Origin of the sequence: Aquibacillus koreensis, from assembly GCF_025154055.1 — a bacterium.
Classification (GTDB): domain Bacteria; phylum Bacillota; class Bacilli; order Bacillales; family Amphibacillaceae; genus Aquibacillus_C; species Aquibacillus_C koreensis.
Map to the genome: position 1 here is coordinate 20,998 of NZ_JAOALK010000049.1, position 24,838 is coordinate 45,835.

Here is a 24,838-nt window from a genome sequence, read left to right on the forward strand (position 1 = left end):
TATAAATTTAATTGAATTATATATTATTATATCATTTTGCTTGTCCCATCTATCTAAGAAGTTGATGTTTATAAGGTGTATCCAAATCCTAAAATGGTAAAGTGCTTATCTACGTCATCTGAAGCCATCTTGATCTCAACGAAATGTTCCTTACATTCTTCTTCTTGATATAAGATCACAGCATGGCAATGCGTCCAATTAATTTCCCGAGGATCGACACACTTCATGAGTTGTCCATCAACGAATATATCCGCTTTTCCAAACGCATCACTTCCTGAATCCTTGTAAATAAGAATGAGGCTTTTACTATTAATCTTCATAGTAAAGCTATTATTTCCAGATGTAGTGGCATGCATCCAATTATTCGGGAATTGAGGTGTTGAAAATAAATTATCGTCCATTTCTACCATTTGTATATCCTCATCCGTTTCAATAAAGCTTCCCATGTCTATCATGGCCATGCTCAGGTAATTTTTCCTGTCAAGTAAACGGATGTTCTTAAACGCATCACCAATTACTGGATCTACACTGATATTTATGTCATCCTTATTGATTTGCGTTTTTTTGGTCTCAGAGAACAGGTAAGCAAGACAATCAGCCATAATTGTATGACCATCATTGGTAGGGTGGTAGATATCAGCGAAAAATTGTCGCTTCGAAATAATATTTCCTTCGTCCCTTGTTAATCGGAATTGATCTACCACAGCATCTTTAATGCTTACCATTGGGAGATCATAATGCTTCCCTACTCGTGAGAGTCTTTCTTGTAAATTCCAGTCATTTACAAACACACTAAACAATAAAACAACCGCAGGATTATTGTTTGCAGATAGTATTTGTAGACAGAGACTCTCATAACAAACTCCCTCTGTCTCGTCATCGGCATCATTTACCGCAAACTCAACAATAACAATATCCGGCTCTACGGTGCCCTCTTTTAAAATATCGCGGTGATAACGGACTACACCTAGTTCAGAGGGAGTCCCTCCTACCCCACCTTTTACAAAATGAATGTTCTCTCCTTCACCTTTTCCAAACATTTGCTTGAATCTCTTATACGTTTGATAGGCATAACAATTCGTATGAATAGGTTCTGCAACAGCTCCTTGCGTAATAGAACCACCTATAAAAGCAATGGTTACATCCTCACCATTTTCTGCTTTTTCAATTACTTCTTTTAACCTTTTATTATTCCCTTTGCTAAGTAAAGATTTCTTTATCATTGCTTTATATTCTTCCGTGTTAAATGCTACGGCTTCATTCGAAATTACTGGCACTTTATATTCCTCATGTAAGTATAATTTGACACTTACACTTGCTTTGGCACCAGGATGCTTACATTCGAATTTTAGCTTCTTAAAAAGATTAAATTGAGACCCGTGATCATCTAAATGGAAAACCTTCTCCGTCCCATCCGTCGGACATGAGAGGCTTAGTACAGTTCCTGAGGCATTCTTTCCATGTAACATAACATTTATGTGATCGTAACTTTCACTATCTATCTTTATTACGATACCTATACTATGAACTAGTTTTTGTAATCCCTTACAATTACCGAGTTGATTTAAAATCTCCTCTTGGGTGACACAGCCAGTTAGTCTTGCTCGATTTACTAAGTTTTCACCTTGCAAATCGATTTCTTGAGAAGGCTTTTCATCGTTAGAAGTAATCATCTCTATTACTTCTTCAAACATAATGAAAAAATGACTCCTTGTTTTATCGGGCTCTCCCGATGCTTCGGGTTTTACATTTCTGGGCCTAAGTGTGACGCTTTTTTCATCTGCCATCTTTTCTAATTTCTCCTTAAATGATCTGATTGCAAAAATAAGATTACCAGATTGATAGACGAAAAAGGCAGTTCTCCTCATCTGCTTGCATTTGGAGCAGTTGCCTCTTTCATTACGTATCAATCTTCTTAATTGTATTACTTACTTATTTTGTAAGGGGGTTTTTATAGACCTAAATATTCAAACCAATCAAAGTAAGCTGTGTTCTCACTGCTTGCGCCATTTGAACTAGCATATAATCCCATTTCGGCACCTACAAATCCGCCGGCAACATCTGTACTTAAAATACGACCATCCACGTTTTCCATTAGAACTTGGTAGTTTGTATTGTTTTCACCGAAATAGAAACTATAATCTTGACCGTGCGCCTCCACCTTTAGATATAATTGGGATGCATCTATTGGCATCTCTTTTAGCACTTCTTCGTTACCATCTGTTCGTTTAACTAACTTTATTACTTTTTGACCCGCTACTTTTGTATAGACAAAGCTGAAATTAAACTGATGATCTTGTTGTAAAACAATGCCAGCTTCTTCATTTTCATTATTGGGTGTGAATTCCATGACTGTAGTAGCAACAAAATCAATATGTTGTTGTCTTCGTCCTACAAAACTCGGGTTATCAAGTTCGGTTATCTTTTGTGGTCTGAGTTTTAAGGCTAAATAGCCTGGACGTTCTGTTAAACTATAGAACGTTTCTTTTGGTGTTCGAATAAAGTTCCATTTATAATCAAGCTCTTCATTTTCAAAATGTTCACAAACAGTGGAAGCTATTGATTTAACTTTTGGCAAGTTTGGCTTTTGATAAGTCATTTCTAATTTACCAGACCCAGGACTCATCACTGGCCATCCGTCTTCCCAAGTCACTGGAATTAAATAAGTTTCTCTACCAAGATTTCGGTAATATCCACCATAAATACGTGATGCTAACCCTACAGCCCACCATTCACCATTTTGGGTTTCGACAAAATCACAATGACCTACATTTACAAGTGGATAATCCCTACCAAGGTGTCTATGTGTTAAGATTGGGTTTCCTGGATTTCCTACATAAGGACCTGTGATGTTTTCACTTTTTGCTACAGAGACAGCATGATGATGGCCTGTACCAGCTTCAGAAATCGCTAAATAATAATTCCCATCTACTTTGTATATATGTGGACCTTCTGGCCATATCACGTCTCTTAATGCGCCACGCCACAAACCAACAGACTCTCCTACAAGTTGGTTCGTTTCGAGATCTAGCTCTTGTAGCCACACTTCCCAGTTTCCGCTATATTTTTCCCCTTCTGGTGCTGGTCTAGTTCCGTGATAATAGACTTTACCATCATCATCAAAAAATAAAGAAGGATCAATACCAGGAGCATTTAGATAATAAGGATCTGACCAAGGACCTGCTGGATCTGTTGCAGTTACAAAGAAATTCCCACCTTGTCCCACATTTGTTGTGATCATGTAAAACACCCCATCGTTATATCGAATGGTTGGTGCAAAGATACCTTGTGACTGCCTTTGACCATCTAATGGAAGTTGGGAAGGTCTGTCTAACACATGTCCGATTTGCTCCCAATTTACTAGATCTTTACTATGGAAAATAGGTACTCCTGGATAATATGCGAAAGAAGATGTAACTAAATAATAGTCTTCACCTACTCTACAAATTGATGGATCTGGATAAAAACCTGGAAGTATTGGATTCTCGAATGTTTTCATAATGAATTACTCCTTTTATGTCTGTTTAATTTAGTGATATCTTTTTTCAAAAACTAGAATATTAATAGTGTTATTATATACCTATTTTATTTTACAACAAACGCTTACATTTTTCTTTGGACTTGTTGCTTAAAACATTGCAAATATTGCTTTTTTTATCCCTGCGTATTAATGTAGAAGTTGAAAACTGAAATCTAGAGGCGGTTAAACATATGAGGCACATACTACAACACATTACGAATACTTTTTCGTTGGATCATACAATCATTGAATCTCCTTTTAATATCGATACACACATACATGACTGCTATGAAATATTTTATTTCATTTCTGGAGACCTCACATATTATATTGAAGGTCAAGCCTATAAATTATCTCCTCATGACATAATCATTACCAATACTAGAGAGTTACATCGGATTGTTTTTGACTCTAGTGCTTGTTATGAAAGGAAGTACATTCAATTCAAACCTGAATTTATTTCCTCGTTTCAAACGGATGATTATAATATGCTTCATTATATGGAGAACCGAAAATTAGGTAAATTTAATAAGATATCTGCAGCTGATGTTCGTGAGGCAGGTATAGATCAGTTGTGGAGCAAAATAGAAGAAAACGCTCTCGTGAAATCACCTGAGAATCAAATCTTGATGAAAACTTATTTTATTCAATTGCTTGTATCGATTAATAAGATATTTTCAAAATATAATAGCCCTGTTGTAGAACGTCCAAAGTACGATGAAAAAATCGTTCACCTGCTAGAATATATAAATAATAACTTAGACAAAAGAATTTCATTAGATTTGTTACAAGACAAATTTTTTGTGAATAAGTTCTACTTATCTCATAGTTTTAAGAAAACTACCGGATTTGCTGTGATGGAATATATAACATACAAAAGAATTATGTGGGCAATTGATTTGATAATGGATGGAACTACAGCTCTTGATGCATCTCATACTGTAGGATTTGGGGATTACTCTACTTTTTACAAAGCATTCAAAAACACAACAGGAATGTCACCCAGACAGTATTGCAAGCAATAATGTTTGGGTGACATTAATTGTTTTTAGTAATAACTCATTTATCACCAATTATGGTGGTCAAAGAGTTAATGGTTCTCCAGTCGCTATACCTGTCAATATGGAACGCCGAACCCAAAGCCCGGATTATGAAAGAATCCAAATTCTGATTATACACAAGTGAATGATTGAATTTGTTGTAAGCTTATTCCAAAATATACCCATCTAAACCCGTTCCAACGGTATCCTGAAACAGAGTTGCGTCCGACAAAAGTTGGATAGAACCAGAATTGTTGAAATCCTCTTAACCATACATACGTAAATCGAAATAGGCATCTACGAATTCCACCTGGATCCACTGCAAATGTTTCAACTTGTTGTGTTTGCAAAGGAACATTAGTTGGTGGAGGTGATGTTGGAGGTCCGGCTTGTGTTCCTTGTCCAGGTGCTGTTGGAGGTGGAGAACTCGGAAAGCCTGGTAGTGTGAAATTCCCTCCTAACCATGGAAACCCAGGTATCAATTGTCTCTCATTTAAAGACACATGAGGATAATTATAAGAATGAACCGGTACGGAATACGTATAAGTATCATATTCGGCCATATTTCCCCAATCTAATTTTTCGTTAGTAAAGTACATATTAATCACTCCCTACATGTTTTCCATACATCCTATTCAATAGTCATATGTCTATAAACTTGTACTGCTATAATTGTGCGTTTACCTATAAAGCCAATCTGTAAGATGAATAGATAGTAATTTAAAGGTCTTTAAATAGAGCCAATGAACAAATAGCAGTCGACGGAGCTTGATTTCCATCTTTCTATATCTAACACATTTTTTAATTTCATTGGTAGACAATAAAAAAAGTCTAACGTCCTAGTTCTAACTAGGAGCCTTAGACTTGCAAAAGATTTACATTTTGAATTCTATAAGACAAAATGTAATAACCTGAGTTATACCCGGGTAAAGAATATTCATAAATGTTCTCTACATCTTACTTTTTTCGATGAGCAACAGCCACTATGTCTTTTCATATGAAAGTAACAGGGATCCTTAGGAAGGCTCTTTTTATGATTATAATGACAGTGATCATACTGTTTTTTTCGATGTTTACTGTGGCGATGATGGTCGTATTTAACATGCTTTCCTTTGCAGTGATGGTGGTCATATTTATCATGTTCTTCTTCGTCATGATGATAGTCGTACTTATTTTGTTTTCCATTCTGATGATCATCCGCAAATAAGTCTTCGTATTTACTTGATTTAAAATAATCAAAAAGTTGACTTTCTTCATACATTCTTTTAAATCGTCCCATGCATTCACCACCTTTTTTAGTAAGGATAATATAGCTTATGTATATTTTCATTTATGGAAAGGTACAAGCAACCTTATTTTCAAAAAACAGGCAAACCTTTTACAACGAGATATCATATAAGAACAAGTTAGTATGGCAAAAGTATTATAAAACCACCAGTTTTTGACGTATATCTTTCGTCATTTTAAGTATCGCAACGCCTCTCTTTTCATCAATTCCAATTAATCATCTATTTTTCACAACTGGACGATCTTTTAGAAGAATATGTATTTGGATTGCGTCACAAAAAAAGTTGCTTTTTGCATATAAACAAAAAGTAACTTTTTTATTTCGTAACACAAACTTTATAGATCATTTTCATTTGAACGATGACTTCTTTCAATTTCTGCTACCGTAACGAAAATTAGCACCCTTTACAATCGTTAGCAGGCTGTAAAAACAGCTATAAACCATGCATTCCTTTTATTATTTTTGTTTTACTCTTAATAACCGTAAACTATTTAAGGTAACGAGTAATGTTGCACCCATATCGGCAAAGATAGCAATCCATAACGTTAACCATCCAGGTATAACAAGTAACAACGCTAGTGCTTTAATGCCTAAAGAAAAGGTAATATTTTGTTTAATTATACTTAGTGCCTTACGACTTAACTTGACTGTATATGGCAACTTGCTTAAGTCATCAGACATTAGTGCGATATCAGCAGTTTCTAGTGCTGTATCTGTCCCAGCACCACCCATAGCTACACCAACAGTAGAAGCTGCTAGCGCCGGTGCATCGTTCACGCCGTCTCCCACCATGGCAACACTATGATGGCTTGCTCGCAATTCTTTAATATAGTTCAGTTTATCTTCTGGCATTAAATCCGCTTGAATGTCTGAAACCCCAGCTTCTCTCCCAATCGCCTTCGCAGTTCTTTCATTATCTCCTGTTAGCATTACTGTCTTTTCAATACCATATTGATGAAGTTTTTGAATCGCTTCTTTGGATGTTTTTCTTATCGTATCGGCTACGGCAATGAGGGATAAAATCTTGCCTTGCGTCCCTAGTACCATGACGGTTTTACCATCCGTTTGCAATTGGCTAATTTCCGCTCTTGTCTCATGGTCCATTGTTAATTCCAGTTCATCAAAAAGAGTAGGACTACCAATATAATAAACGTCCTTGTTCACCGTTGCTTTTATACCTTTACCTGTAATGGATTGGAAATCTTCAACATCAACTAAGTTATAATCTATTTCCATGTCATCAGCTTTTTTCAATATAGCGGAGGCAAGCGGATGTTGTGATCCTTTTTCAATTGCTGCAGTGATCTTAAGAAGCTCTTTTTCGTTTTCACCATATGTGATAAGGTCAGTTACAACTGGAGTACCTTCCGTTAGTGTACCTGTTTTATCAAAAGCGATTACTTTTAAAGCTCCTGTTTCTTCTAGATGAATACCACCTTTTATAAGAACACCATTTCTTGCTGCATTTCCAATCGCCGTGACTACAGCAACAGGTGTAGAAACTACGAGTGCACAAGGACAACCGACTACTAATACAGCCAATCCCTGATACACCCATAACCCCCATTCACCACTTAAGAACAATGGAGGAATGACCGCAATGAGAATTGCGAGGGCAATAATCCCAGGTGTATAATATTTTGCGAATTTATCTACAAATGCCTGAGACGGAGCACGTTCTGCTTGTGCTTCTTCCACTAAGTGGATAATTTTAGATAAAGTTGTATCTTCAACGCGTTTGGTAACCTCTACTTCTAATAGACCTTCTTCATTTAATGTGCCCGCGAATACCTCTTCATCGATTGATTTGGATACAGGAACACTTTCACCAGTTATGGCAGCTTGGTTTAGGTTTGAGGTTCCTTTTACGACAACCCCATCCATTGCCAGTTTTTGACCAGGCTTTACAATCATGATATCCCCAACTTGAATATCATCTACATGAACGATCAATTCTTGCCCATTGCGACGTATGAAAGCTTCTTTTGGAGCGATATCCATGAGAGATTCTATAGAATGCCTTGCTTTATCCATAGAATATTTTTCTAAAGCTTCACTAATTGCGAAAAGAATAACAACTGTAGCCCCTTCTCCCCACTCGCCAATAATGGCTGCACCAATTACGGCAATTGTCATTAGGGTGTTCATGTCGAAAAGTAAACGAGATAGATTCTTTAGACCTTTAATAAATAACGAATAACCACCAATGACAATGGCCAAGCCATAACCTACGGTTGGGATTATAGACTTTGAACCATACTGGTTTCCGAAGAACCAACTTAATAAAAGCAATACGGCAGAAATATATACTTTAAAGGTAGCTTTTTGTTTCCAAAATGGAGGACGTTTTTCGGCTTTTTCGTTTTCGTTACGAATTTTTAAATTTTCAAACGCTCCGGCCTTTTCTAATTCTTCAATGGAGGCATCACCATAGACTGTTATTTTAGAAGCGCCAAAGTTTACTTGAGCATCGGAAACACCATCCAGGTGCTTCACGTTCTTTTCGAACGTTTTCGCACAGCCTGCTCAAGAAAAGCCTTGGACTCTAAATGTTTTTGCTAGTTCTTTAGACATTCATATTCACCTCTTGTCGGTAAGTTAGTCCTGTGAGAATTAATTGTTTAACTTGTTTATCTTTTAAGGAGTAAAAAGCTAGCTTTCCTTCTTTTCGATATTTAACAATCCCTTGTTTATGAAGACTCCTCAAATGATGAGATGCCGTAGCAACAGATGAGCCAATAATGTTTGCAATATCACAAACACATAGTTCTTCATCAACGCACAAGGCATAGCAAGCTTTAGACCGATTTTCGTCAGCAAGAGCTTTAAATAATTTAGTAATCTTAGCTATATCTTCTTTCTGCAATTGAGCTTGTATTCGGTTCACCTTTTCTTCATCATAACAATAAACCTCACAGGTATCTTTCTTAGACAAAACAATCGCCTCTTTCATTCAAATGAGTATTTGATTATATCTTATCCTTTCTTTCTACATTATTCAAATGGTTGCTTGAATGACAATAAAAAAAACTGAAATCTAAGTGAATTTCAGTTTTGGGAAGTAATTTAATTTTGATTACTTTGCGTTCCGTCTCTTAAAAAAGATAATTTCAGGATCTCCTTTATCTAAATTATCGACAAAGCCACTATGTACAAAGCCATTGGACAGAAATACATTTTGCATTGGTTTATTTGATAAATTGGTGGACGAAAAAATTTTATCGGTTGAGGATTTTTGTGTGAAACGATCGATCAATGCCGACGCAATACCTTTTCTTCTTGCTGTAAGAGATACAATAACTAAAGAAATAAAGCTACAGTCAAAAAAAATGTTGATCATGAATTAAAAATCCTTGTATTTCCTGATCGGTTTTAGCAATCAAACATCGACCTTCTTGAACAGCTCTTTCTAAATAATCATTTCTGCTATCTGTGCCAATTACTTGTTTATCGATTTGGACGATAGATTCTACATCATTAGGGTGTGGTGAAACAATAATTATCTTCATCATAATTTTTAACTCGCTTATATAGTATTTTATTTGCATTTGTAAGAATTAGCTCAGTTAATTACATGTTTTATGTATAGATTCATAGTCTTGCTTAAGCTTTTGAGGAGTTATTTTGTTTTCTCTAAAATTTGCTTAAGAACTTTACTTGTTTTTGAATTATCAATGCCTACTCTAACTGCGAGGGAGATAATGATGAAAAGCAAACATAATACAAATAAGAATAAAGCGACCCCAATCATTAAAGGTAAACCTGTAAGAAACTCACTTACTGTCATTCTGTTCATCTCCAAATCTTGGTCTATTTAAAAACATAAATAATAATGTCAGATCCAGGTACCTGCGAAAAGAAAAAGTAATCTTCAACTTTATTGAATCTGATTAGATTTCATTTTCCAATTATACCATAATTTAACACTTTTATTCTGATTTCGTATTGTTGAATAAGTTAGATATTTTGAAAGCAACCTCTTTGGGTTTTACATCCGCACGTACTAATTCTTCTATATCCATCCAAATGGGTATATATGTCCCTCTATCCCGGTCTACGTCTGTGTATTCTTCACCCTGTCCGCTACCGAATGTTCCTCCAATTAGTTCAGCAAGAAAAAAATATTGAACACCACCTCTATAATTAACTTTTGAGATGCAATTGTTAATTTTAACTTCAACTCCTAATTCCTCTAGTACCTCTCTCTTGGATGCAGATTCAGGTGTTTCGCCAGTTTCAATCCCGCCTCCGGGAAAAACGTAATAAGTGGAGTCTTTTCGAATCCGCTTTATTAGTGCTACTTTGTGATTCTTTATCAGAATTACTGAACCTCTATCTCTCAAAGTACTCACTCCAAACCATGAATTATATTAAAAGTGTGTAGTTTAAAATGTACACTTTTATAAAACGTTCCCATACTCCATTAACCAACAATCTTGATATTCCCCTTCATGAAGTTCATGTTTTGGGAGCTTTTTTACTTTTATAAATCCACTTTTCTCATAGCATCTAATCGCTCTTTGATTTCTTATTTGTGGATCCATCACTACTCTTTCTGCACTTTTCTGTTTTATTAGGTATCTTGCCATGGAAGTAACGAGTAATTTTCCAATTCCTTTATTCCAATAGTCTTCTTCGCCAATAAATTGATCTATTCCATAGATTATTTGATCGTTATATCCATATGTAGCTTTTGTTATGTCATCTAGAGTATAGAACTGAATATAACCAATTTCTTTCCCGCCAAATTCAACCATGCACCTACCTTCCCTGTCATTTCCATAAAAAACTTTATTAACCTGTTCCAAATCAAAAGGCTGATCCCTTCCTTCGTAAAATTGCAATACGTTCGGATTAGAAAGCCAGTTGGCTAAGAGCGGTTTATCCTTTTCTTCTAAGTACCTTACTTGGAGGGCGTCTTTTTGAATTAGCATATTAATTCCTACTTTCTTCATGTAAAATGATATGTCTATTTTATCAAACTTTTTACATTTTCTTACGTCTAAATAAATATGTTGTATTGCGAGTCTGACGCAGATACTAATCTATCTCCATAGGGTTTTGTAACGTAAATCATTATCTAACCACTCATGTTTATTGGAAACGCAAGAACCGTCCCCACGTTTCCAGTTTTCTTTTGGATTTTTTTGTGGAATAATGGATGGAGTGTATTTGTGTGTAGGTGGAGGGATTTTTGTTGATGGCAATCTTACATAAGTTAATTAAAAAGTTAACATATAAACAGCTGATTTTATTTACTGCTTTGCTGTTTTGTTTTATTGGTTCAGTTCTATTTGTTTTCCATAATCATTCTTTTTACGAACGTCCTATAGTTGAAGTTACCGAGACAAGTATAATAGATACAACAGAGACTGTGGATAATCATAATAATGAAGATATCCTATATACTCAAATTATCATAGCTGAAATTAAAAATGGAAAAGAACAAGGCCAGAGCATAAAATTGATGAATGAGTATTCTACCTCTCAAGCGTACACGCAAGAATATCAGGTTGGAAATGAACTTTTTATAAAGTTTGATGAGAATGAAAGTAGTAATTCTTCTCTAGTAGGTACCATCCAAGAGGTTAAACGTGATAAGTATATTTTATTGGTGGCATGGCTTTTCGTTTTGATATTACTTATAGTTGGAAAAAGACAAGGTCTATTTTCCATAATCAGTTTAGCGATAAATGTCTTATTGATTTCCTATGCGTTAGATGTATATATTCATACTTCAGGCACAAGTTTATTATGGATTTGCGGAATCAGCGTCGTCTTATTTACAATCATATCTCTGCTACTTGTCAATGGTCGGAATGAAAAAACGTATGCAGCGATTGTTGCGACTTTATTAGGTAGTTTCTTATCATTACTGATTACTTTTCTAGTTATGAAGCTTACTTCCGAAAATGGATTAAGATATGAGGAAATGGGCTTTCTAACCCGGCCCCCTCACGTTGTATTTATGGCAGGTTTATTTATTGGTTCACTAGGGGCCGTCATGGATGTAGCAATAACCATGTCTTCCTCAATCTTTACTTTGTTTGAAAAAAACAACCATATTGCTACAGATGCATTGAAAAAATCAGGAATGGAAATCGGCAAAGACATTATGGGAACGATGACAAATATTCTGTTTTTTGCTTATGTTAGTGGTTCGATACCATCACTAATCTTATATTTGAAAAATGGATCACCACTAAGTTACACCTTTTCTATCAACCTTTCATTGGAATTGACTAGAGCACTTGCGGGTGGAATTGGTATTGTTATAACCATTCCAATTGGATTATATTGTGCATTATTCTTTGTTAATCGAAAGAAGGCTAATTTATGAATACAATCGTTGCGTTAGCTCTCATTTTACTTATACTTATGGTGCTTGTAGGTGGTAGGAAGGGTGCAAAGTCATTTATAGCGATATTTTTAAACTTTGCGGTTCTTATTGTAACGATCTTTATTATGTTGGATCCATCTGCTGATCCCATTATTTTGACGATCTTTGCCAGCACATTAATTAGTTGTATAACTCTCTTTTATATAAATGATGTGAACAGTACTACTAAAACAGCTTTTCTATCTACGGTTATTACCATTGTTATATTGCTCGCTCTTATTACATTTTTAACGGAAACTACAATGATTCAGGGATTTAGTGAAGAAGAAATAGGTGAACTCTATATATTTTCTTTCTATATCGGCATTGATTTCGTGAAAATTGTTGCCGCAATGATTATTATGAGTACAATTGGTGCCATTACGGATATGGCAATTGCTATTGCATCTCCTATGCGAGAAATTCATTACCATCATCCAACCATCAGTAGAAAAGAATTATATCGATCTGGAGTTAGTATTGGCAGAGATATTCTCGGGACGAATACAAACACATTATTCTTTGCCTTCTTTGGAGGGTATCTGGCTTTACTTATTTGGTTTAAAGATCTTTCTTATACTTTTGGGGAAATAATAAATTCAAAAGTGTTTAGTGAAGAAATGATCACCATTATGTGTGCAGGAATCGGTATAGCAATCATTATCCCCATTACTTCAGGGATTACCGCATACGCTTTAGTTAGGTCAGGTGATAATTAATTGATAATAACAAAGGAAGGTGTCAGACATTTGTGTCCGACACCCTTTATCATTAATTGAACAATCCATTTTTATTCCTTTTCTTCCTCTTTTTCCGAGAAAAATTCAAAACAGTTTTTTTCTATCAGACTATACAACAATAGCATTGGGCTTTAATTCGATGAAAGGGAGATTTTTATATATATTTCTCCATAGCAATACGTGTAAAAGAAAAGAAGGTTTTTCTTCGAATTCTTTGGTAATGGCAATAGTCATTTTTCCTGAGTGGTATGGGTTATCATATGATAATCCTTCGCTTCTGTGGTTAACTTCTTTACATATGAGAGGTCGTCTCTGATGTAACCCCCTTTTCAATATCTTCTATTCAAATTAATGATTTTAGTTATAACTATTCGTATAGATACATACATTTTTGTAATATCTATACGAAGGGAAATGATAAGATGACTTCAAAGAACTACGCTCATAATTTTCAAGCACAATTCCCACAAAACAATCCAGCGTATTTACATCCGGTTGTACAGCCTATCCATGTGAATAATCTACCTACCCCCTATACACATATATACCCCACACCATTAGTACCTCAACCTACACGGTATGTAACCCACCTTGATCCGGTTTTCGTTGACCATTTGAGTAGACATCAAAACTTAAATATTACGGTTACGACAACGAATGGAAAAGTAGAAGGAAAGTTAGCTGGTGTAGCAGTAGATCACATCCAAATTAATCTTAGTAAGGAAAAAGCCATCCACATTAGAATTTCTGAAATTGTTTCATTTGAAGGATTGCCAATTTCATATAAATAGATATCGTTTAGTAAACTTTTTAAAATTTAGTCTTCTATTACATAAAAACGAGTTTGGGAAAAAATCCAAGCTCGTTTTTATTTAAATCATTATAAACTGTTGGGTGCTTCTCTTTAGTGTCATGCAGGTTGGCTATTAAACAGACCATTTTATAAGCAGTCCTGCTTGTGCATCCGACTAGTTGCATAGCTTCTTTAAACAATGGCCATTTTTCTTGTAAATAGGTTAGTGGAACAAGAACATCAATGTCTTGGTGGGGATCAAATGTCAATCCAGTTACTTTTTCTAGTCCCAATGAACCAAATAATAGACGTGTAATTTCTAATTGTTCGTTCAAGTTCTTAGCAACTCTAACAAGCTCTTCATATAAATCCATTATTTTATTTCTCCACCAGATTCTTATGTCTAATCCAATCTGGCTCTATTAATGAGAAAATTAAAGCATCATGAGATTGTTGATCTTGATAGAGATAACCCCTTAGTAATCCCTCTTGCACAAAACTTAATCGCTTTAATAGTTGAATTGATGCTTCGTTTTGAGGATATGTCACTGCACCCACTCTATATAACTCTAATTCTTCAAAAGAATATTGTAATACTTCTTTTACAACTTCATTCGTAAACCCTTTCCTCCAAAAGGTAGGATGTAATTCGTAACCGATCTCCGCCTTTTTCTTTGAGGTGTTAAGGTTGTTTAAACCCACTGTTCCAATAAACTCTCCTGATTCTTTTATTACGATCCCCCACCTTATTGCTCTTTGTTCATCATATGCCTTTTGGAAGAAGTCAATGAATTGTCTTGCTTCCTCCTTACTTTTTAAACTGTCCATTCCATAGTATTTTGTCACATCGTTTCTCGACATAATCTCATAATAGGACTGTGTATATTCGTCTTTTATTTGCACCAGGTGAAGTCTGTCTGTTTCTAATTGAGGGAATCCCATCAGTCATTTACTCCTTTTTATATAAATATATTCCTACTAGAATGAATCACGTATTGGTAAGCTTTTAACTTCGAATATAATCGTCTTCATATTCGTTAGGTTTTCTTCCTGTTTGTAATATAAAGGATCTTGGAATACCTATACCACCACAGATAGACTGTTTCTGAACCTTTAGTTAAAGAACTGATTCACTTTATTTTCATTTTCTAACTGTTTTTGTACGTAACGTGTCAACTTTTCTTCATTAGTAAATTCACTTAATTCTTCCCCATACCAATCTTGTAGATTCTCTTTTGTTACTGTATATTCATCTTTTCCAAAATGAAATGTAGCATAGTCCACATTTTGCACTAAAACAAATAAAAATGTAGCATTGTATAATGCTGTATCTATGTAATCTTGTTCTGATCCTAGCAAATCATAATTTATGATTATGCCATATGGCTGTTCTTTTGTATTAAGTTCAAATCCTTCTACATGTTCGCCATTTCGCAATTGATTGGTAAGGTTTACTACTGCACTGTTATCGCCTATAAACGAATCTTTATACTGAAAGATATCTTCATTTGCATGCATTGTGCTGCATCCATTTAAAGAAAGCATGATCAACAGTGAAAAGAACAAACATTTAATTTTCTGCCTCATTTGGAAACCCTCAATTTAACAATATTTAAAAGCTCTTTTAAATTATTGATTTCATAATCGGGTTTAATAATTCCTTTTAATTCTCTGTTGTTTCTATTTACCCATACATTTTTAATCCCAATATTATTAGCACCAGCAATGTCACTAGATAATGAGTCCCCTACGTGAATGACCTCATTTGGATTCAATCCACTAATCATTAAAGCGTGTTCAAACATCTCTGAACCAGGCTTATATGATTTCACGTCCTCACTTGTAATTATGTCCTTAAACAACAACTGATGTAGATGAATAGCTTCTAAAATATCTGAACGGTCAATATTAGAGAGTATATAGACGGGAAGTGTATTTTGCTTTAGAAATTCGACTGCATCTTGAAAAATAGCTGGTGTCATCCAATGTCTAAACATCAGATTAACCAGTTTTGTTTCATCTAAGTTTGATTGAAAATATGACAGTGTTCTTTTTATGGAAGTTTCTTCTAAGGTTCTTTGAGGTATGAAATTTTCACCATGACTTTCATTAAATAGAGTTGAAAGTTCTTTCCACCATACTCCCCCAATTTCTGATACTGTTGCATCCGTTTGCGAGTTTGCCTTTATTTGCTCACATATATTAGTTATAACTTTTTCATCTTCATGTACAACTGTTCCATAAAAGTCCAAAAATATAGCTTTAACAGACATAGGAATCCTCCGACTTCTTTATATTATTTATTAACTAGGAAATAGAATGCACCCATAAAGATAGAATGTCTTAGATTTTCCAATAGGATCAGTTCCGAAGAATGCATATAGTTTATTAAAACCACACTTAAAAACAAGCAAACAAAATAAAAAATATAAATATATTTCCTAGAAACTTCACGAAATCCCCCTATCTTTGGTCATTCCATAATAATTTCGTCTGCTATTAGATGCATATGTTTCAAAGTAATAAACTGCCTACTTTCAAACGAGACTGTCACAAGGTCTCCTTCATCAATAGCTTTCATAGGCAATTTTTCTCCTTCTAAGTTGCTAATAACAGTGTCTTCAGTCCATTCAATCGTACAATAGTAACCTAAACCATCGGAACCACTAAAGCCACTATACTTAATAACGGGACAGTCTAATTGAAATGATTTCTTATTTGAATCTAAACCTACTACTATTCCATCAAGTGTTTTAGTACTTATACCATTAAGAACAAAAATGATAAAAACAACTGTTGCAATCAATATGAACAGTAGTATTTTTTTCATTATTCCCACCCTTTTGTTAAGCATTATTTTAATCCCATTGACTTTAAACCCATACAAATCTCATCTACAATCTCAGAGACTGATAAAGTACCATCCACTATAATGTCAGAGTTTGGTTTAATGGTATTACGCATTTCAATATACCCCCTTCTTCCACGTAAAAGGTAATTGTCCAAATCATTTAATATAGTAGTGTTAGAGCTATTTTTATAATCTCTCATCAATCGACGTGCCATTGCAACATCTAATGGGGTATCTATGAAAATAGTAGCATTAATCCATTTGCTAGTCTTAACATGCTTATCGGCAAACGGATAATCGAGAAGAATAAAAGTATAGCATTTTGAAATGATTTGCTTCAGATCATGTATCAAAGGATCCAAGTTCCACTCATTATAATCTGCCCCTCGATCCACCCAATCAATAATATCAACCGGACCTTCAAAATCATAGTCATCGAAAAATAGGTTTGTAGAATTAGATAATCTATCACTTAATGCTTTGGTTATGGTTGTTTTACCGCCACCTGATACACCTGATATTGCGATGACGAAAGGTGATGTAAAAAAAGTCATAATATTTCTCCTTGTCTATTAAAAATCTACTTTTCTGTGCCTACTATTCATCATAATTAAGTGGTTGAAAATAAGTGTCTTTAAAAAACAGCTTTTGAAACATAAAATCCGGATAAGGCAAAGCTAATTTCGGTTTATTTTCTTCACTAAAGAAACGTAGCTCAACTGATTCACCATCCATAGATTCTAGTCCTCCACTTACTATCTCACAATTGAAAACCAAGATAGTATATTCAACATGGTCACCATTAGGATAGATAAAGCGGAATTCCTCTCCGCCAAGGACACTTAATATTTTTGTAGGGTTAACAAATAGTCCCGTCTCTTCCCATACTTCTCGAACAATTGCTTGAGCAGCTGTTTCACCAGGTTCAATTGCTCCTGCTGGTAAACTCCAATATTGACTATCGCGAGGGTGTTGAAACAATATTTCGTCGTTGCTATTTCTTATAATTGCTGCAACACTTGGTATCAATAATAGCTCTGATCCAATTTTTTCTCGAAGCCCTTTGTAATAATCAGATATCGGCACGTTTTAACTAATCCTCCTTTAAGTGATACTTTCTTTTCCCAACACTTATCTGCCCTCTTTATTGCAAAGATACGTCACGATATGGAGAAAAGCACCAACTATAGTTTAACATTATTTTCCTTTTAATTGAGATAAAATAAAAAACATTCCTTCATTTCATAAACTACACTTAAATCATAGACTTAGGTATGTACACACAATAAGATCCACTTTCGATAATCTCCAGGACAGCTTCTAGAACGAGAACCTCCGCAAACAAACCGATAATCGCAGAAACCACACTTCCCTTTATCTAAGTCTGAATTCCGTGGATTGACTAAGGCTCTTTTATAAATTGTTATTAAATTGCAATATTTCAACACTAAAACAGGTACATGCGTCTATTATAATAAGATAAAGAAGCATTATTACACCTATTTGTGAAATGATTAACAAAAAGGGGAGAATCACTTGAAATTTCCAAATATTTTTAAAAAAGGTGACATCGGCACTGTTAGCTTAAAAAACAGAGTTGTACTGCCAGGTATGGGGACGGGACTTGCAGGTCCTAATGGGGAAATGACCGAAGCACTCATTCATTATTACAAAGAGAGAGCAAAGGGCGGCGTTGGTTTAATTGTCACAGAGTTTACCGCGATTGACTACGATCTTGGAAAAGGAACCTTCAAGCAACTTCGTATTGATGATGATGAATATATCACAGGATTTCAACGCCTAGCGCACGTCATACATACTTATGGTGCGAAACTATTTGTTCAGTTACATCATGCCGGAAGAGAATCCAACTCTGCATTACTTGATGGGAAACAGATCATAGCTCCAAGTGCCATTACTTGTGATGCAATTGGAGAACAACCAAGGCAATTATTGACAAACGAAGTAAAGGAAATCATACAGAAGTTTATATCGGGAGCTATTCGTAGTTGGCGAGCTGGTGCAGATGGGGTTGAACTTCACGGTGCACACGGTTATTTGATCAGTCAGTTTCTAAACCCAACTACGAATATTCGTACAGATCAATATGGCGGTAATTTTAGAAATCGAATGCGATTTGTAGAAGAGATTATACAAGGCATAAAGCAAGCATGTGGCATCGATTTCCCCGTTAGCATCCGCCTAAGCATTGATGAATTTGATGATGGTGGGTTAGATGTGGAACAAAGTAAAAGGATATGCCGCTACTTGGAAAAGGTTGGCGTCGACGCAATTCATGCGAGTGCGGGTAACTACAATTCTATGGACAAAGTCATTGAGTCGCCGTTGTTTGAACAAGGTTGGCGTGTCTATCTAGCCGAATTAATAAGAAAAGAAGTCAACATTCCAGTCATCGCGGTTGGAAATATTAGAGAACCAAAATATGTAGATACCATTATAGCAGACGGTAAAGCTGATTTTGTAGCAATAGGCCGCGGACACCTTGCAGATCCTGCATGGTGTAATAAAGCCTTGCATGGACGTGAAAAAGAAATTAGAATGTGTATTTCCTGTTTGCATTGTGTGTACACAAAAATAGGACATATAGAGTGCTCCGTAAATGTGCGAGCTGGACGAGAATTGGAGTTTGATGATTTCCATGCAATTAAAGAAAAACAACGCATCGTAATTGTTGGGGGCGGTCCTGGAGGTATGGAGGCCGCAAGAGTATTAGCAAATAGAGGCTATGACGTTACCCTTTTTGAGAAAACAAATAAGCTTGGAGGGCAATTACATTTAGTATCCGACCCCACTTATAAACAAAAAATGGATTGGTACATTGATTATCTTTCAAATGAGATGGAACGATTAGATATAGATATGCGATTACAAACGGAAGCAAGTGTAGATAAAATACTAGCGCTAAGTCCGTATGCTATCATTTTGGCAACAGGAGCTACCCCACTTGTTCCAAGTATTAAAGGTAATGATTGTCCACATGTATATACGTACGAAGATGTGAAACTAGATCGTGTAACGTTTAAGCATAATCGCGTCGTTATTTTGGGTAGCGGAATGGTGTGTCAAAGTACGGCGCGTAGACTTGCTGAACAAGCAAATGATGTAACATGGATTGAAATCCCAACTAAATCAAGTAAGAAAATAAGTCCGGAGGTCCGATTACGATTAATCAAACGTTTGAAAGAAATCCATGTGAAGGTAGTTACAAATCACAACGTAAACGAAATTCAAAGTCGTTGTATTACCGTAGAGGATATAGAAACCGGAGAAAAAACAAAGATAGATACAGAATATGTAGTTGTTGCCATGGGAGTAAAAGCCTATAATCCATTAGAACAACAATTGCGTCAAAGAGTGGATCAAGTGTATGTTATTGGAGATGCTGCTGGTCATGCCTCTCTTGCTGATGCTACGCATGAAGGATTTTGTATTGCATATAATTTAGGGATAAAGCATAAAGAAAAACAAAATACAATCTCAATATAGTAAAAATAAACCGTAGATTCTATATTAGAATTTACGGTTTTTAACTTCTGATTTAATAAAATTTTCAAGAATATGATTGAATGCTTGCCACTTTTTTGTTGGAATCTGATGAAACTCATTTTTTATAAAAGCAAGTTTGCTTTGTTTACATTGCTTATAAAAAATTTTGTGCTTGTGAATCCAATAAGCATTTTTTCCATAAACTGATAGTACAGGCATCTGTAGCTGCATTAATTTTTCAGAGCAATCATATTGATATGTTTCTTCATAGAACCTTATCCAATGATTGACATTCGTAAGCTTCATTGCCTCGTACAATATCTCTCTATACCCTTGATCCCTAGCATGACTTTTGGCTAATATTTTTGCAAGTAAGTCTGGAGATGCTTTTAACACTCTAACTCCTATATTGTACATCATCCGTAAACCAACAGTGTCTACCTTTGGGTATCCCCCAGATAATATAAGTGCTTCCGTGTTTAACGGATACCGCAGTGCGTACTCTTGCGCAATCATTCCCCCTGCTGAGTATCCGCATATAATTACCTTTTCTAAATTATTGACCCTAAGTATAGCATTAATCTCTTTTATATATTGATTAAAGATGGAATCGTTTAAAAACGATTTTGACCAGCCATGACCAGAGAAATCTGGAAGGATTATTTGATATTTGCTTGATAAAACCCTTTGATAATCGAACACTCTTCTACCAAGACCAGGAGGATGAATGAAAAGGATCGGTGTACCTTCTCCTATCTTTTCGTAGTAGACGATACCATTCTCAAGTGTCACACTTCTCAAAAAATCACTCCTCCCTTTCATCTATTTCTGTTTGTATCGTTTTAATGGTTGTTGTGCAGGTCCTTCCAATACTTCACCAGTAATTGAAAACCTAGAGCCATGACATGGACAATCCCATGATCGCTCACCATCATTCCAATTTACTTCACACCCCATATGTGTACAAGTTGTATCAACAACATGAACTTCCCCACTTTTTTCTCGATATACTCCAGCCCTCTTACCGTTTATACGTATCACTTTAGCTTCATCTTCCTTCACATCATCTATACTGGCTGACGTAAATTCTAATTTGCCTTGGACCATATGTTTTGCCACGTCAGCATTTATTTCCATGAATTTTTTTAAATCAGGATCCGCATGAAATCGCGACGGAGCATATAGTTCTGCATATTTATTTTCTTTATTACTAATTAGATCAGTTATTAGTTTTGCAGCTACTGTACTACTTGTCATTCCCCATTTATTAAATCCAGTTGCGATAAGTACTTCTGGTTGATCTTCGGTTACTTTGCCAATATAGGGTACTTTGTCTAGTGTCGTAAGGTCTTGAGCAGACCAACGGTAAACGTACTCTTTAATTCCAAATGTTTGGTCTGCAAAGGTTTCGAGTGCATCATAATGCTCCGTTGTTGGCTTACCTTGCCCCGTTTTATGATGTTCTCCACCTATTAACCATAACTCTTCCCCATCCGTGGTTGTAGAACGAATAGATCTTGTTGGTTTCTCAGCATTGATATACATGCCACCAGGATACTTTTTATCCGTTTTGACAGCTACAATATAAGAACGATGCGGATACATGCGAGAAAAATAAAAACCTTGACCACCATAGAAAGGAAAATGGGATGCTGCTACAACATAATTACAAGTTACTCTATGACCATCTAACGTTAATATATTAGGATGATCTCCATTCTCTACATCTGTTGCCGTTGTATTCTCATAAATCCGACCGCCGTTTTCTTTTATGAACTGTACAAGTGAGACTAAGTATTTAAGTGGATGAAACTGTGCTTGATCTTTCATGATAATAGCTGATTTAATCGGTATATCAAATGGTATCTCATCCACGATTTCCCCATTAATTCCCAATTTTTCGTATGCTTTTAATTCATTAGAGATTTTACTTACATACTTATCATCATTCGTGTAAACATAAGCATCCTCAACGGAAAAATCACAATCTATATTATGCTCATCTATCGTATTCTGAATAAACTGTTTTGCTTCTTCGTTTGCGTCATAGTAAAGCTTTGCTTTATCTTCCCCAAGGTGTTGAATCAACTCGTCATAAATTAATCCATGCTGGGCTGAAATTTTTGCGGTTGTGTGGCCAGTTGTTCCGTTAAATAATTTCCCAGCTTCTAGTAGAGCAACCTTATAACCTTGTTTCGTTAATAAATAAGCTGTAGTGATCCCAGCAATTCCACCGCCTACAATCCCAATATCTATATGAATGCTTTTATCTAGTTTAGGAAACGTAGGAAATTTTACAGATTCTCTCCAATAGGGTTCTGGGAATTGTGGCACTTGATAATGTTTAGACATGATCTTCCTCCTGCGAAAATGTTAGTCATTTTTCCTATGTTTCGCAGAATATCTAAATTCATGTATGAACAAAGATATTTACATAAATAATCAATAAACTATCATCCAATAACATTCAGTACTAGAAAAATCCCCTTTACTAGTTAAAGTAAAGAGGACTTATTATTATTTGCTTTTTCTCATCATATCGTAGTATCGTACTGGTTGGTCTACTTTTACCTTTGTGATCATCATTGGATGTTTTGCTATATCCATTTTTTCTCCGTGTTCATTCCAAATTTCTTTAATCGTTTGTTTAAAATGATAAAAGTTTGGTCCGAAAAATTCTATCTCATCTCCTACTTTAAACGAGTTTCGTTGTTGAATCGTAGCAATTTGTGTTGCTTCATCATATTCAAGAACAAGACCCGCAAAATCATATTTCGTAATACGATCAGGTTTCCCGAATAACTGATCTTTTTCTGTAGGTTCGTTATAATAAAATGCAGTAGTCAACGAGCGTTGTGCTGCTTTCCAAATCTCATCTACCCACTCGGGATCTAACTGATAGTTAGCAGGATCTTCGAAATAAGTATCAATGATCTTTCTATACACATTCACGACTGTTGCTACATAATGAATACTTTTCATTCTACCTTCGATTTTCAAACTATCTACACCTGCATGAATTAAATCAGGCAAGTGCTCAACCATGCTTAAATCTTTGGAACTCATAGTGTAGGCTTCATCTGCTCTATCTGATATACTTACAGATCCATCTGTCCCATCTTCAAATAAATCATAATTCCATCTGCATGACTGTGCACAGCCACCGCGATTTGCATCTCGCGCAGTCATATGATTGGAAAGCACACATCTTCCAGAATAAGAAATACACATTGCGCCATGAACAAATGCTTCAATTTCAATGTCTACTTTTTCTTTCATTTCTTTAATCTCTTCTAGGGATACTTCTCTTGCTAACACAACTCGAGGAATCCCTTGGTTTTTCCAAAACTGAACAGTTCTCCAGTTCGCAATCGATGCTTGTGTACTTATATGAACTTCCAAATTAGGAGCAGATTCCCTACATGCTGAGATTAAGGCAGGATCTGCCACAATAACTGCGGCAATCCCAATGTCATATAGCTTCTTAAAATATTCATGTGCGCCTTCTAAGTTTTCGTTGTGTGCAATAATGTTTGCAGCAACATAGACTTTGGCACCGTATTTATTAGCGAATGCTACCCCTTCTTCCATATCTTCAAAGGAGAAATTACCTGCCTTCGCTCGTAATCCAAACTGTTTTCCACCGATATAAACGGCATCTGCACCATAGTGTATTGCAAATTTTAATTTTTCTAGGTTTCCTGCCGGTGCTAATAATTCTGGCTTCTTTCCAATAGTCATTCCCATCGTAACACCTCTATTTAGTAGATCTGTTCTTTAAAATAAAAACCTGTTCCAAGTTTACGTTCTTCACTCTTAATTGCACCTAAGCTTTCTCTCACTCTATTTAAGAACTGGAAACTTTTATATTGATATAAATCGCTCATACATAAATCAATCGCTTCTCGATACAGTTTAACAATTGCTTCATTGTAGCTTCTTGACTGAAGTATTCCGTTTATTCGCAAACTATCAATCCGCTTATCAATAAGTGGTTCTAGGTGCTCAATCATACATAAGTCTTCGTTACTCATAATATGAGTGCCATTAAAATCTTCAAACACCGGGTAATTTGTATCTTCTTTTTTCGGTTCCTTCAAATGAAGTTTCTTATCTCGATCATACTTTTCTTGGTTGTTTACATCCTCAATATGATGATAATAATTCGATACGAGCTTTCGTTTTGATTGAAAAATACAAGTCATACCATGAATTTGTATCTCTATTGGTAGCTCTAATTCTTGCTTTATTTCAAAAATGGCATCTAAAGCTAACTCGTTCGACAGAATCGCTCTTTGAATACCTTGCTTTTGCCAAAACTTTAATGTCTCAAAATTCGTAGATAATGTTTCTGGATTCCAAAAAACAGGAATGAACTTCCCCATTTCATCTAGGATTGGAAATACAGATGGGTCTCCACAAACAATTCCATCTACTTTCAGTTCTACTAACCTTTCAAAGTAATGCGGCAAATCGATTAAATCCTGATTATGAAAAATTGCATTTGTTACTACATAGATCTTTTTATTTAAACCATGTAAAAAAAGAACAGCTTGTTCGATATCTTCTAACCCAAAGTCACCTGTAACTCTTAGGCCATATTTCTGATGACCGACAAGAATCGCATCAGCACCTGCTTCTGCTAGCACTTTAACTTCCTTTAAATCTCTTGCTGTTGCCACTAATTCTGGACGATAAGATGTATTCATATTTTCACCTC

Annotated in this window: 27 protein-coding genes; 5 read left to right on the forward strand and 22 right to left on the reverse strand. The window is 35.4% G+C overall.

Annotated features, from left to right (window positions below; all coding sequences use genetic code 11):
- Positions 1-68: 68 nt before the first annotated feature.
- Positions 69-1,694: an SGNH/GDSL hydrolase family protein gene (locus NYQ66_RS14075; RefSeq protein ID WP_259870329.1), complete on the reverse strand. Its 1,626-nt coding sequence runs from the start codon at positions 1,692-1,694 to the stop codon at positions 69-71.
- A gap of 257 nt (positions 1,695-1,951) precedes the next feature.
- Positions 1,952-3,499 carry a glycoside hydrolase family 43 protein gene (locus tag NYQ66_RS14080; RefSeq protein WP_259870330.1) on the reverse strand — a complete coding sequence of 516 codons (1,548 nt, stop codon included), beginning with the start codon at positions 3,497-3,499 and terminating at the stop codon, positions 1,952-1,954.
- Between the two features lie 212 nt (positions 3,500-3,711).
- Here NYQ66_RS14080 and NYQ66_RS14085 point away from each other — a divergent pair, with 212 nt between their 5' ends.
- Positions 3,712-4,545 (forward strand): AraC family transcriptional regulator, encoded by an 834-nt coding sequence (locus NYQ66_RS14085; protein ID WP_259870331.1) that lies wholly within the window; start codon positions 3,712-3,714, stop codon positions 4,543-4,545.
- 146 nt (positions 4,546-4,691) lie between these two features.
- On the opposite strand, the gene NYQ66_RS14090 is transcribed toward NYQ66_RS14085, so the two are convergent.
- The 9 genes from NYQ66_RS14090 to NYQ66_RS14125 form a co-directional block, all read right to left on the reverse strand.
- A complete protein-coding gene (locus NYQ66_RS14090; protein ID WP_259870333.1) occupies positions 4,692-5,159 on the reverse strand; it encodes a hypothetical protein in 468 nt (155 codons plus the stop codon).
- Between the two features lie 338 nt (positions 5,160-5,497).
- Positions 5,498-5,839 (reverse strand): hypothetical protein, encoded by a 342-nt coding sequence (locus NYQ66_RS14095; protein WP_259870335.1) that lies wholly within the window; start codon positions 5,837-5,839, stop codon positions 5,498-5,500.
- A gap of 465 nt (positions 5,840-6,304) precedes the next feature.
- Positions 6,305-8,422: a heavy metal translocating P-type ATPase gene (locus tag NYQ66_RS14100; RefSeq protein WP_259870336.1), complete on the reverse strand. Its 2,118-nt coding sequence runs from the start codon at positions 8,420-8,422 to the stop codon at positions 6,305-6,307.
- The gene (locus NYQ66_RS14105; RefSeq protein WP_259870338.1) at positions 8,415-8,783 is read right to left on the reverse strand and encodes an ArsR/SmtB family transcription factor; all 369 of its coding nucleotides are present in this window, start codon (positions 8,781-8,783) and stop codon (positions 8,415-8,417) included. Before NYQ66_RS14105 ends, NYQ66_RS14100 begins: the two co-directional genes overlap by 8 nt.
- 141 nt (positions 8,784-8,924) lie before the next feature.
- Positions 8,925-9,188 (reverse strand): N-acetyltransferase, encoded by a 264-nt coding sequence (locus NYQ66_RS21565; protein ID WP_407652093.1) that lies wholly within the window; start codon positions 9,186-9,188, stop codon positions 8,925-8,927.
- The gene (locus tag NYQ66_RS21570) at positions 9,169-9,360 is read right to left on the reverse strand and encodes a hypothetical protein (RefSeq protein ID WP_407652094.1); all 192 of its coding nucleotides are present in this window, start codon (positions 9,358-9,360) and stop codon (positions 9,169-9,171) included. The genes NYQ66_RS21565 and NYQ66_RS21570 overlap by 20 nt, the downstream gene beginning before the upstream one ends.
- Positions 9,361-9,467: 107 nt before the next feature.
- Positions 9,468-9,635: a hypothetical protein gene (locus tag NYQ66_RS14115; protein ID WP_259870340.1), complete on the reverse strand. Its 168-nt coding sequence runs from the start codon at positions 9,633-9,635 to the stop codon at positions 9,468-9,470.
- 142 nt (positions 9,636-9,777) lie between these two features.
- Positions 9,778-10,191: an NUDIX hydrolase gene (locus NYQ66_RS14120; RefSeq protein WP_259870341.1), complete on the reverse strand. Its 414-nt coding sequence runs from the start codon at positions 10,189-10,191 to the stop codon at positions 9,778-9,780.
- Positions 10,192-10,248: 57 nt separating this feature from the next.
- On the reverse strand, positions 10,249-10,782 hold the full coding sequence (locus tag NYQ66_RS14125) for an acetyltransferase (protein ID WP_259870342.1): 534 nt from the start codon (positions 10,780-10,782) through the stop codon (positions 10,249-10,251).
- Positions 10,783-11,048: 266 nt separating this feature from the next.
- Here NYQ66_RS14125 and NYQ66_RS14130 point away from each other — a divergent pair, with 266 nt between their 5' ends.
- The 3 genes from NYQ66_RS14130 to NYQ66_RS14140 all read left to right on the forward strand — a co-directional run bounded on the left by NYQ66_RS14130 (position 11,049) and on the right by NYQ66_RS14140 (position 13,758).
- The gene (locus NYQ66_RS14130; protein ID WP_259870438.1) at positions 11,049-12,188 is read left to right on the forward strand and encodes a YibE/F family protein; all 1,140 of its coding nucleotides are present in this window, start codon (positions 11,049-11,051) and stop codon (positions 12,186-12,188) included.
- Positions 12,185-12,946 carry a YibE/F family protein gene (locus tag NYQ66_RS14135; protein WP_259870344.1) on the forward strand — a complete coding sequence of 254 codons (762 nt, stop codon included), beginning with the start codon at positions 12,185-12,187 and terminating at the stop codon, positions 12,944-12,946. Before NYQ66_RS14130 ends, NYQ66_RS14135 begins: the two co-directional genes overlap by 4 nt.
- 443 nt (positions 12,947-13,389) lie before the next feature.
- Positions 13,390-13,758 carry a YuzF family protein gene (locus tag NYQ66_RS14140; protein ID WP_259870346.1) on the forward strand — a complete coding sequence of 123 codons (369 nt, stop codon included), beginning with the start codon at positions 13,390-13,392 and terminating at the stop codon, positions 13,756-13,758.
- Positions 13,759-13,795: 37 nt separating this feature from the next.
- Here NYQ66_RS14140 and NYQ66_RS14145 read toward each other — a convergent pair whose 3' ends face one another.
- From NYQ66_RS14145 to NYQ66_RS14175, 7 genes are all read right to left on the reverse strand, one after another.
- Positions 13,796-14,134, reverse strand: a complete 339-nt coding sequence (locus NYQ66_RS14145; protein WP_259870347.1) for a hypothetical protein — start codon at positions 14,132-14,134, stop codon at positions 13,796-13,798.
- Between the two features lie 4 nt (positions 14,135-14,138).
- Complete coding sequence (locus tag NYQ66_RS14150) at positions 14,139-14,702, reverse strand: GNAT family N-acetyltransferase (protein WP_259870349.1); 564 nt, start codon at positions 14,700-14,702, stop codon at positions 14,139-14,141.
- 171 nt (positions 14,703-14,873) lie between these two features.
- On the reverse strand, positions 14,874-15,278 hold the full coding sequence (locus tag NYQ66_RS14155; protein WP_259870350.1) for a DUF4825 domain-containing protein: 405 nt from the start codon (positions 15,276-15,278) through the stop codon (positions 14,874-14,876).
- A 65-nt stretch (positions 15,279-15,343) separates the two neighbouring features.
- A complete protein-coding gene (locus NYQ66_RS14160; protein WP_259870352.1) occupies positions 15,344-16,033 on the reverse strand; it encodes an HAD family hydrolase in 690 nt (229 codons plus the stop codon).
- A gap of 200 nt (positions 16,034-16,233) precedes the next feature.
- On the reverse strand, positions 16,234-16,590 hold the full coding sequence (locus NYQ66_RS14165; RefSeq protein ID WP_259870354.1) for a hypothetical protein: 357 nt from the start codon (positions 16,588-16,590) through the stop codon (positions 16,234-16,236).
- A gap of 23 nt (positions 16,591-16,613) precedes the next feature.
- Positions 16,614-17,165 (reverse strand): AAA family ATPase, encoded by a 552-nt coding sequence (locus tag NYQ66_RS14170; RefSeq protein ID WP_259870356.1) that lies wholly within the window; start codon positions 17,163-17,165, stop codon positions 16,614-16,616.
- A 43-nt stretch (positions 17,166-17,208) separates the two neighbouring features.
- Positions 17,209-17,697, reverse strand: coding sequence for an NUDIX domain-containing protein (locus NYQ66_RS14175; protein ID WP_259870358.1), 489 nt, complete (start codon positions 17,695-17,697; stop codon positions 17,209-17,211).
- Between the two features lie 450 nt (positions 17,698-18,147).
- Here NYQ66_RS14175 and NYQ66_RS14185 point away from each other — a divergent pair, with 450 nt between their 5' ends.
- Positions 18,148-20,118 (forward strand): NAD(P)/FAD-dependent oxidoreductase, encoded by a 1,971-nt coding sequence (locus NYQ66_RS14185; RefSeq protein ID WP_259870359.1) that lies wholly within the window; start codon positions 18,148-18,150, stop codon positions 20,116-20,118.
- A gap of 24 nt (positions 20,119-20,142) precedes the next feature.
- Here the strand turns inward: NYQ66_RS14185 and NYQ66_RS14190 are convergent, their stop codons facing one another.
- The 4 genes from NYQ66_RS14190 to NYQ66_RS14205 all read right to left on the reverse strand — a co-directional run bounded on the left by NYQ66_RS14190 (position 20,143) and on the right by NYQ66_RS14205 (position 24,827).
- Positions 20,143-20,910, reverse strand: coding sequence for an alpha/beta fold hydrolase (locus tag NYQ66_RS14190; RefSeq protein WP_259870439.1), 768 nt, complete (start codon positions 20,908-20,910; stop codon positions 20,143-20,145).
- A 30-nt stretch (positions 20,911-20,940) separates the two neighbouring features.
- Positions 20,941-22,470, reverse strand: a complete 1,530-nt coding sequence (locus NYQ66_RS14195) for an FAD-dependent oxidoreductase (RefSeq protein WP_259870360.1) — start codon at positions 22,468-22,470, stop codon at positions 20,941-20,943.
- 165 nt (positions 22,471-22,635) lie between these two features.
- Positions 22,636-23,859, reverse strand: a complete 1,224-nt coding sequence (locus NYQ66_RS14200) for a peptidase U32 family protein (protein ID WP_259870440.1) — start codon at positions 23,857-23,859, stop codon at positions 22,636-22,638.
- 20 nt (positions 23,860-23,879) lie between these two features.
- On the reverse strand, positions 23,880-24,827 hold the full coding sequence (locus NYQ66_RS14205) for a peptidase U32 family protein (RefSeq protein ID WP_259870361.1): 948 nt from the start codon (positions 24,825-24,827) through the stop codon (positions 23,880-23,882).
- Positions 24,828-24,838: the final 11 nt, after the last annotated feature.